1 pseudogene is annotated in these 1,805 nt (G+C 60.7%); it reads left to right on the top strand.

Annotated elements, in window-relative coordinates:
- Window positions 1–134: 134 nt before the first annotated feature.
- A pseudogene (locus tag VZ95_RS15820) lies at window positions 135–1,805 on the top strand (acetolactate synthase 3 large subunit); the annotation flags it as partial.

The raw sequence follows: 1,805 nt of genomic DNA, 5'->3' as shown, positions 1-1,805 counted from the left end.
CTATGCAGGAAATCTTGTCGATCATGACGCAAACCAACTTGACCGGCTGACCCGCCCCCGCATAGCGTCTCTTTCCCTGAGATTTCAGGCCCCGCCCATCGGCGGGGGTTGGGCTAACGACGTGAGGGAGTGTCATGAGCGACACGCGGGAGATGCTGACCGGAGCGGAAATCGTTTTGAAGGCGCTGAAGGACCAGGGTGTAGAAGTTATCTTCGGCTACCCCGGCGGCGCGGTCCTTCCGATTTACGATGCTCTTTTCCAGCAGAACGCGATTCGCCACATTCTCGTTCGGCACGAACAAGCGGCGGTTCACGCGGCGGAAGGCTATGCGCGCTCGACTGGGAAAGTCGGCTGCGTGCTCGTCACCTCCGGCCCCGGCGCGACCAATGCCGTGACCGGCCTGACCGACGCGCTGATGGATTCGATCCCGCTGGTCTGCCTCACCGGCCAGGTGCCGACGCATCTGATCGGTAATGACGCCTTCCAGGAATGCGATACCACGGGCATTACGCGGCCCTGTACCAAGCATAATTACTTGGTGAAGGACGTGAACAATCTCGCCCGCACGGTGCATGAAGCCTTCTATGTGGCGCGCACGGGCCGCCCCGGCCCCGTGGTGATCGATCTGCCCAAAGACGTGCAGTTCGCGATCGGCCCCTATATCCCGCCCGCGACCGTCGCCCATAAAACCTACCGCCCGCGTACCGACGCCGACATGAGCGTAATCGATCGCGCGATTGATATGCTGGTGGCCGCCGAACGCCCGGTGATCTACGGCGGCGGCGGTATCATCAATTCCGGCGATGAAGCCTCGGCCCTGCTCACCGAATTCGCCCGCCTGACGAATATTCCGGTGACGCTGACGCTGATGGCGCTGGGGGCTATCCGGCCTCGGACCGTCAGTTCCTCGGCATGCTCGGCATGCACGGCACTTACGAGGCCAACCTCGTGATGCATGGCTGCGACGTGATGTTCAACATCGGCGCGCGCTTTGACGACCGGGTGACGGGCCGCCTGAACGCCTTCTCGCCGAACTCAAAAAAAATCCATCTGGATATCGACCCCTCGTCGATCAATAAGACCGTGATGGTTGATCTGCCGGTAATCGGCGACGTAAAAACGGTGCTGAAAGCCCTGATCGCCCGCTGGAAAGAGCGCGGCGCGCAGATCAAAGCCGAGCCGCTGCAACGCTGGTGGGGCCAGATCGAAGAGTGGCGCAAGCGCGACTCGCTCCGCTACGGCAGCAACGGCAAGATCATTAAGCCGCAGCACGCGGTGCGCCGCCTGTGGGAACTCTCCCAGGGCCGCGAAACCTTCATCACCACCGAAGTCGGCCAGCATCAAATGTGGGCGGCGCAATATTTCGGCTTCGAAAAGCCCCGCCATTGGATGACCTCCGGCGGTTTGGGCACGATGGGCTACGGCCTGCCCTCGGCGATGGGCGTGCAGATTGCGCACCCGGATGCGCTGGTGGTCGATATCTCCGGCGAAGCCTCCGCCATGATGAATATTCAGGAAATGAGCACGCTGGTGCAGTATCGCCTGCCGGTGAAAGTGTTCATTCTGAATAATCAATATATGGGCATGGTGCGCCAGTGGCAGGAGTTGCTGCACGGTGGCCGTTATTCGGAAAGCTATTCCGAATCGCTGCCCGATTTCGTGAAACTGGCCGAAGCGTTCGGCGCGCGCGGCTTCCGGGCGCTCGATATGAGTGAACTTGACGATGTGATTAAGGCGACCCTGGACCATCCCGGCCCGGTAATTGCCGATATTTGCGTCGATCAAAAGGAAAACTGCTTCCCGA

It is taken from the genome of Elstera litoralis, from assembly GCF_000963705.1.
Lineage (GTDB): Bacteria > Pseudomonadota > Alphaproteobacteria > Elsterales > Elsteraceae > Elstera > Elstera litoralis.
Note: the sequence above shows the minus strand (reverse complement) of the source record. Positions and strands in the feature narration are given on the sequence as shown.